Source organism: Blastococcus sp. CCUG 61487, assembly GCF_005222955.1.
Taxonomy (GTDB): Bacteria; Actinomycetota; Actinomycetes; order Mycobacteriales; family Geodermatophilaceae; genus Blastococcus.
Window position 1 is genome coordinate 19,811 of record NZ_LWUA01000296.1, and the last position, 7,827, is coordinate 27,637.

General features: G+C 76.8%; 7 protein-coding genes. 5 read left to right on the forward strand and 2 right to left on the reverse strand.

Annotated features, from left to right (window positions below; genetic code table 11):
* The first annotated feature begins 105 nt into the window (after nucleotides 1-105).
* The 3 genes from A6V29_RS20490 (at nucleotide 106) to A6V29_RS20500 (ending at nucleotide 3,671) form a co-directional block, all read left to right on the forward strand.
* Nucleotides 106-1,053, forward strand: a complete 948-nt coding sequence (locus tag A6V29_RS20490; protein ID WP_249933384.1) for an o-succinylbenzoate synthase — start codon at nucleotides 106-108, stop codon at nucleotides 1,051-1,053.
* Nucleotides 1,050-2,747, forward strand: coding sequence for a 2-succinyl-5-enolpyruvyl-6-hydroxy-3-cyclohexene-1-carboxylic-acid synthase (gene menD, locus A6V29_RS20495; protein ID WP_137162031.1), 1,698 nt, complete (start codon nucleotides 1,050-1,052; stop codon nucleotides 2,745-2,747). Before A6V29_RS20490 ends, menD begins: the two co-directional genes overlap by 4 nt.
* Before the next feature lie 120 nt (nucleotides 2,748-2,867).
* Nucleotides 2,868-3,671, forward strand: coding sequence for a discoidin domain-containing protein (locus A6V29_RS20500; RefSeq protein WP_137162032.1), 804 nt, complete (start codon nucleotides 2,868-2,870; stop codon nucleotides 3,669-3,671).
* Between the two features lie 13 nt (nucleotides 3,672-3,684).
* On the opposite strand, the gene A6V29_RS20505 is transcribed toward A6V29_RS20500, so the two are convergent.
* Both A6V29_RS20505 and A6V29_RS20510 read right to left on the reverse strand, forming a co-directional pair.
* Entirely contained in the window at nucleotides 3,685-4,491 is an 807-nt protein-coding gene (locus A6V29_RS20505) for an N-acetylmuramoyl-L-alanine amidase (RefSeq protein WP_212719698.1), read from the reverse strand.
* A 50-nt stretch (nucleotides 4,492-4,541) separates the two neighbouring features.
* Nucleotides 4,542-5,789 (reverse strand): isochorismate synthase, encoded by a 1,248-nt coding sequence (locus tag A6V29_RS20510; protein WP_137162033.1) that lies wholly within the window; start codon nucleotides 5,787-5,789, stop codon nucleotides 4,542-4,544.
* Nucleotides 5,790-5,878: 89 nt separating this feature from the next.
* Here A6V29_RS20510 and A6V29_RS20515 point away from each other — a divergent pair, with 89 nt between their 5' ends.
* Nucleotides 5,879-6,598: a demethylmenaquinone methyltransferase gene (locus A6V29_RS20515; RefSeq protein ID WP_137162034.1), complete on the forward strand. Its 720-nt coding sequence runs from the start codon at nucleotides 5,879-5,881 to the stop codon at nucleotides 6,596-6,598.
* Nucleotides 6,599-6,667: 69 nt separating this feature from the next.
* Nucleotides 6,668-7,827 (forward strand): 13E12 repeat family protein (locus A6V29_RS20520; protein WP_137162035.1); only part of this gene is annotated, 1,160 nt, incomplete at its 3' end.

Here is a 7,827-nt window from a genome sequence, read left to right on the forward strand (position 1 = left end):
GGAGGGGGCCCCGGAGGGACCGGTGGCCCGTCGGCCCCGGTGCAGGGGCCCGGCGCGAGCCTGCGAGGGCCGGGAGCGCCGGGGTCCTTATCTACAGTGACCGGCGTGATCCCGGACCCGGTGCTCGAGACGCGGGTGTACTCGTTCCCGATGCGCACCCGCTTCCGCGGCATCGACGTGCGGGACGGCGTGCTGCTGCGCGGTCCGGCCGGCTGGGGCGAGTTCTCGCCGTTCTGGGACTACGACGTCGAGGAGAGCCGCCGCTGGTGGGCGGCGGCGGTCGAGGCGGCCACCGTGGGCTGGCCCGCGCCGGTGCGCGACTCGGTTCCCGTCAACGTGACGGTGCCCACCGTGGACGCCGAGCGGGCGCACGCGATCGCATCGGCGTCGGGCTGCCGCACCGCCAAGGTGAAGGTGGCCGAACCGGGGCAGACCGAGGCCGACGACCTCGCCCGCGTCGAGGCGGTGCGCGACGCGCTGGGTCCTGGCGGTGCGATCCGGGTCGACGCGAATGCCGCCTGGGACATCGACACCGCCGCCGCCCGGATCCGCGCCCTCGATGCCGCGGTGGGGCTGGAGTACGTCGAGCAGCCGTGCCCGACGCTGCCGGAGCTGGCCGCGCTGCGCCGGCGGATCGACGTGCGGGTGGCCGTCGACGAGGGCGTGCGGCGCTCGGACGACCCGCTCGCGGTGGATCTGCGCGAGGCGGGCGACGTCGTCGTCCTCAAGGTGCAGCCGCTGGGCGGCGTGCGGGCGGCGCTGCGGGTGGCCGAGGCGCACGGCCTGCCGTGCGTGGTCTCCTCGGCGCTGGAGAGCTCGGTCGGGATCGCCGCGGGCGTGGCGCTCGCCGCGGCCCTGCCGGAGCTGCCGTTCGCCTGCGGGCTGGCGACGGTCGCGCTGTTCACCGACGACGTGACCAGCGCGCCGCTGCTCCCCGTCGACGGCGCGCTGCCCGTCGTGCGGCCCGAGCCGGACCGGATCGACGCGGTGGCCGCCGACGACGGGACCGCCGCCCGGTGGGCGGCCCGCGTGGCCGCGGTGTCGGCGGCGTGAACCCCTCGACCGCGTTCGCCCGCGTCCTCGTCGACGAGCTGCTGCGGGGTGGGGTCACCGACGCCGTCCTGGCGCCGGGGTCCCGGTCGGCGCCGGTCGCGCTGGCCCTGGCCGCGGCCGAGCGGGCGGGCCGGCTGCGGCTGCACGTGCGGATCGACGAGCGGACGGCGGCGTTCCTGGCCCTCGGGCTGGCGAAGGCGTCGGGCCGGCCGGTGCCGGTGCTCACCACCTCCGGGACAGCGGCCGCGCACCTGCACGCCGCGGTGCTCGAGGCCGACGCGTCGGGAGTCCCGCTCCTGGCGCTGACCGCCGACCGGCCGCCGGAGCTGCGGTCCACCGGGGCGAACCAGACCATCGAGCAGGCCGGCCTCTACGGCGGCGCGGTGCGGTGGTCGGCCGACGTCGGCGTGCCGGAGGCCGGGCGGGAGGCGGAGCAGAACCGCTACTGGCGCTCCCTGGTGGCCAAGGCGCTGATCACCGCGACCGGCGCGCTGTCCGGCGATCCCGGTCCGGTGCAGCTGAACCTCGCGCTGCGCGATCCGCTCATGCCCGGTGGCGAGGACGAGCGCGCGCTGGACGGCCCCTGGGCCGGCCGCCCCGGTGGTGCGGCGTGGACCGCGGCCGGCGCGCCGACCTCCGCCTCGTCCGGGCCGTCGCCGTTCCGGCAGCGGACGCTCGTCGTCGCCGGGGACGGCGACCTGCTGGCCGGCCGCGTCGCGGCCGAGCAGGCCGATGCCAGCGGCTGGCCGGTGATCGCCGAGCCGTCGAGCGGGGCGTGGTCGGCCGACGGCGTGCGGGCTGGAGCGCTGCTGCTGGGCGCGCCCGAGTGGCTGGCCGAGCGCCGACCGGAGCGGGTCGTCGTCGTCGGGCGACCGACGCTGTCGCGGCCGATCGCCGCGCTGCTCGCCGATCCCCGGGTCGAGGTCGAGACGGTGCACCGTGGACCTCGCTGGCCCGACGCCGGGCGGTCCGCGACCCGGGTCGCCGCCGGTTTCCCGGGCGGCGGCCCGGGGGAGGGCGGAACCGTCGACCTCGGCTGGTTGCGGGAGTGGCGTTCGGCGTCCGACCGCGTCGGCGCGGCCGTCGACGCCGTCATCGACGCGCGTCCGGAGCTGACCGCCGCCCGGGCCGCCCGGGATGTGGTGGCGGCGCTGCCGTCGGGTGCGCTGCTGGTCGTCGGTTCGTCCACGCCGATCCGGGACGTCGACCGCCTCGCGGCTCCGCGGGCGGACCTCACCGTGCTGGCCAACCGGGGCGTGGCCGGCATCGACGGCACGATGTCCACGGCGATCGGTGCGGCCCTGGGCCACGGCGGCCCGGCGGTCGCGCTGATGGGCGACCTGACCTTCCTGCACGACCTCACCGGCCTGCTGACCGGCGAGGGCGAACCGGTGCCCGACCTGACGGTGGTCGTGCCGGACAACGACGGGGGCGGCATCTTCGCCCAGCTCGAGCCGGGGGAGGACCGGTACGCCGCCGACTACCGCCGGGTCTTCGGCACCCCGCACGGCCGCGACCTGGTCGCCGTCGCCCGCGGACTGGGCTGGGCCGCCTCGCTCGTGACGACTCCCGACGAGCTGCGCGACGCCGTGGTGCTCGGCGGTCCCCGGGTGGTCGTGATGCGCACCGACCAGCGCGCCGAGGCGCAGCTGGCCAGGGAGCTGCGAGCGGCCGCCGCGGCGGCACTGGCCTGACCACCCGGCGCCTGCACGGGAGTACCCGGCACGCCGGTGGCTCCCACGAGGACCGGGTGTGGGGCCGTGCGTCCTAACGTGTCGACGAGACGGCGGCCGCCGGACGAGGGGAGTACAGACATGTCGGGACGCTTCTGCGCCGGCTGCGGTGCGGCCGCGGGTCCCGAGCTCCGCTTCTGCGGGTCCTGCGGTGCTGCACTGCCGGCTGCCGTCCCGGATCCGTCCTCCCCGGTGAGCGACTGGGCGAGCGACTCGGAGGGCGACAGGGAGGGCGACAGGGAGGAGCGAGGTCGACGTCCCCTGGTCATCGCCGCCGTGGGCCTGGCCGCGCTGCTCGCGATGGCGGGCGGGTACGTCGCCGCGGACTGGGCCTTCGGGAGGGACGACGCGGCCGCCGCCGACGAGCAGCACGACGGCGGGTCGTCGACGGCGACGCCGGGGCGTCCGGGCAGCGACGACCCCGTGGCACCCCGGTCGGTCACGGCCTCCTGCCAGGCCCCACCCGGCGTCGACGCCGCCAACGTGCCGGTCACCTACGAGCCGGCCAACACCCTGGACGGCATCGGCGGCACCGCCTGGCGCTGCGCCGGGTCGGCGGTCGGCGAGCAGCTGGTCTTCGACTTCGGCCGGCCGGTGACGATCGCCTCGGTGGGGCTCGTGCCCGGCTACGACAAGGTCGATCCGGTCGACGGGACCGACAGGTTCGGCGAGAACCGCACCGTGACCGCGGTGACCTGGCGCTTCGACGGCGGAGCGAGCCACCGGCAGGAGATCGCCGCACCCGGCCGGGCGATGGCGCGGAGCCGGTTGGATGCGCCGGTCACCACGTCGCGGCTGGTGCTGGAGATCGCGCGGACCGGCAACGACGGCGCGGTGCGGGACTTCACGACGATCAGCGACGTGGCGTTCACCGGCTCGGACTGAGCTCCCGGGCGGGTCAGCCGGCGAGGAAGCGGGTCACCGCCGTCGCGAGCGCGTCGGCGATCCGCGCCCGGCCGGCGGGGTCGGTCAGCAGCGCGGCGTCGCCGTCGTGGCGGAGGTTGCCCGCTTCCAGCATGACCGCCGGCACGGAGGCCCGGTTCAGCGTGCCCAGGTCGGTGCGTTCGTGCAGGCCGGCGGTCCCGACGTAGGAGGCCGGCTCGAGGCCGGCCTCGACGAGCGCGTCCCGGACCATCGCGGCCGCCTGGGCGCTGGGGCCAGCCGTCTCGTCGGTCCAGCCGGCGCGCAGCCCCGGGTGGATGACGTGGAACCCGTGGGCGGTGCCCGCCACCCCGTCGGCGTGCAGCGACAGCAGCAGCGCGGCGCTCTCACGGGTGGCGACCGCCGCCCGCTCGTCGATGCACGGACCCCAGCCGGCGTCCTCCTGCCGGGTGAGCACGACGCGGGCGCCGAGCGCCTCCAGCCGCGGGCGGACCTCCTGGGCGAGCAGCCAGTTCACCGTCGCCTCGGGCACGCCGGCGTCCGTCGCAGTGCCGGTGGTGTTGCAGGCCTTGGGAAAGCCACCGGCGTCGACCAGCCGGTCGATCTGCGCGGGATGCCGGCCGTTGTCCCGGTTGTGCCCGGGGTCGAGGACGACGGTGCGGCCGGCCAGCGGCAGGGGTCGTGGCTCGGGCTGTGGCTCTGGCCGGGGTGTGGGGGACGGCGTGCCGGTGGGAGAGGCCGCGGGCGCCGGCGCAGCGCCGTCGCGGACCGCCACCGCGACCGCCGCGGAGCCGGCGACGAGCACGAGCAGCAGCAGGAACACCCAGCGCCTGCCGCGCCGCGGCCGGCCCGCCGTGCCCAGCGACGCGCTCCTCAGCCCTCGAGCGCGGCCTGAAAGGCGGCGAACTTGCTCTGCGTCTCCGCCAGCTCGGCGGCCGGCTCGGACTCGGCGACGATGCCGCAGCCCGCGAACAGCCGAGCACCGCCGTCGGCGGTGAGCTCGGCGCAGCGCAGCGCCAGGCCGAACTCACCGTCGCCACGGGCGTCCAGCCAGCCGACGGGTCCGGCGTACCGGCCGCGGTCCATGCCCTCGAGCTCGCCGATGAGCGCCGCGGCGTCGGGCGTCGGGGTGCCGCAGACCGCGGCGGTCGGGTGCACGGCGCCGACCAGCTCCAGGAGTCCGGCCGCGCGGCGCTGGGTGCCGGTGACGTCGGTGGCCAGGTGCCGCACGTTGGCCAGGGTCAACAGCTCCGGCTCGGCCGGGGCGGCCAGCTCGTCGCAGTAGGGCCGCAGCGCGTCCACCAGCGAGTCGACGGCGAGCGCGTGCTCGGAGCGGTCCTTGGCCGAGCCCAGCAGCGCGGCGGCCAGCCGGTCGTCCTCGGCGCCGGCACCGCGGGGAGCGGTGCCGGCCAGCACGCGGGAGGAGAGCCGGCGGCCCTCGCGGCGCAGCAGCAGCTCCGGGGTCGCCCCGAGCAGGCCGTCGACGGCGAAGGTCCAGCAGTCCGGGAACCGCTCGGCGAGCCGGCGCAGCAGCCGCCGCGGGTCGAGGGGAGGTTCGGCCGAGACCAGCAGGTCGCGCGCCAGCACGACCTTGTCGAGCTCACCCGCCACGATCCGCGCCACGGCCGACTCGACGGCGGCGCACCAGCTGGCGGGGTCGAGCGCGCCGTCGGCGTAGCGCAGCCGGGGCGCGGGCCCGTCGACGGAGGTCGGGGACAGCGGCCCGTCGGGCATCGCGTTGCCGACAGCGGTGATCCAGCCGACGCCGTCCCGGCGGCCGACGACGACCTGCGGGACGACGAACACCGACGTCCCGGCCTCCGGGTCGAAGGCGATGCTGGCGAAGCAGACCGGTCCGGAGCCGGGGACGGCGAGGTCGTCGACGACGTCGAGGTCGGCGACGTACTCCTCCCACCAGGCCGCGGCCTCGGCCAGGGCCGACGGCCCGGTCACCTCGAGACGAGTTGCCTCGCCCCAGCCGACGAGCCCCTCGCCGCGGCGGACCCAAGAAAGGCCCGAGGTCGAGGGGAGGAGGGCGAGCAGCGCGGCCCCGCTGTCGTCCCGGACCGTGGTGACGGCGCGCGCAGCCGCCGGTCGGGAGGTCAGGGCAGGCGCGGGCACCTCTCCAGACTAGGCGACGGCGCCGGACGTCCCCGGTCGCTCGCGGGGCTCGCCAGGGCAGCCCGCGGTCCCCGACGTAACCTTCCGGCGTGACGGACCGGCGAGACACCACCCAGGCCACCGGTGTGCGGGCGGGGCTGGACAAGCAGCCCTCCGAGGTCGCCGCGATGTTCGACCGGGTGGCGCGGCGCTACGACGTCACCAACACCGTGCTGTCCGGCGGGCTGGACGCCTCGTGGCGGCGGGCCACCCGGGAGGCGCTGGGCGCCCGGCCGGGGCAGACGGTGCTCGACGTCGCAGCCGGGACCGCGGTCTCCACCGTGGAGCTGGCCTCCGGTGGCGTGCACGCGATCGCCTGCGACTTCTCCCAGGGCATGCTGCGGGCCGGCGCCTCCCGCCCGGTGCCGAAGGTGGCCGGTGACGCGATGGCGCTGCCGCTGGCCGACGAGAGCGTCGACGGCGTCGTCATCTCCTTCGGGTTGCGCAACGTGGCCGATCCCGACGCCGCGCTGCGCGAGTTCCGCCGGGTGACCAGGCCCGGCGGGACGCTCGTGGTCTGCGAGTTCTCCAGCCCCACCTGGGCGCCGTTCCGCACCGTCTACATCGAGTACCTGATGCGTGCGCTGCCGCGCATCGCCCGGGCGGTGAGCAGCAATCCCGAGGCCTACGTCTACCTGGCCGAGTCGATCCGGGCGTGGCCCGACCAACCGGCGCTGGCCGGGCGCCTGCAGGACGCCGGCTGGCGAGAGGTCGCCTGGCAGAACCTCACCGGGGGCGTCGTCGCCCTGCACCGGGGCCGCCGGGTCTGACCCCGTCGGCGTCTCGGCCGTGGAGCCGGGAGCGCGAGAATTGTCGTAGGTCGAACGTACGTTCTATCCATGACGACGACCGGTGCCGAGAGCCCCCCGCTGGGGGACGGCCTGGTCGGGCTGCTGCTGTCCCGAGGGCCGTCGATCGAGCGGTTGCCGGTCGAGGTGCTGTCACCGGAGCAGGCGGCCGCGGAGCTGGAGCGGGTGCAGGCCCGCAAGGCGATGGACGCCGCCTACGAGGCCGAGTTGGTGATGGTGCTGGCTGCCGCCCGCCCGGACACCGACGACCCTCCGCCCGGTCATCCCGGCGCCCGGCGTCGCGGCAGCGGCTCACCCGTACCGGGCACGTCCGAGTTCTTCCCCGACGAGCTCGCCGCGGTGCTGAACTCCGCTCGCGCCTACGCGACCGGCGTGGCCTCGGACGCCTACCAGCTGGTCGAGCGCATTCCGGCGGTGCACGCCGAACGTGCCGCCGGCCGGTTGGATCCGTATCGGGCGCGGGTGTTCGCCGACGTCCTCGGAACCGCGTCGGACGAGGTGGTGGCGGTGGTGGTGCCCGCGGTGTTGCCCACCGCGGCCGGGCTGTCGTCTGGGGTGCTGCGCAAGCGGCTGATCGCTGCCGCGGTCGCCGCCGACGAGGAGTTCGCCGAGCAGCGGCGCGTCGAGGCCGAACGGCGTGCGGCGGTGCGCACCTACGCGACCGCCGACGGGATGGCGGTGCTGGCCACCGAGCTGCCCGCGCCGGTGACCGCGGCGATGTGGTCGAGGATCGATCGGGCCGCACAGCTGGCCCGCGCCAGCGGGGACGATCGTCCGATCGACCTGCTGCGCGCCGAAGCCCACGCCGCGATGGTGCTGCAACCTGGCGACCCGGACCGGCCGGCCTGCACCGCGCACCTCGAGATCACCGCACCCCTGTCCGCCCTCCGTACCCCAGGCCGGCACGCAGCGGCTGACCCCACTGCCACTCCGGCTGCTGCGGTGGCGCGGGCGGCCGCCGGCGGCTGCACCCCGACCGTGGGGCGCATGCCGATCACCGCGGCACACCTGCGCGAACTGCTCTCCCAGCTGGACGCGCTCGGCGTCCAGGCGCCGGCGGGCGGCAGCCTCGCGGTGGCGATCACCGGCGACGACGGCCGCCTGCTGGCCACCGGCACCGCCGCCGACCTGGCCCGCCTCGCCTCCCGCGGATGCCCCACCCACGGCGCCACCGCCCGCTGCGACTGCCC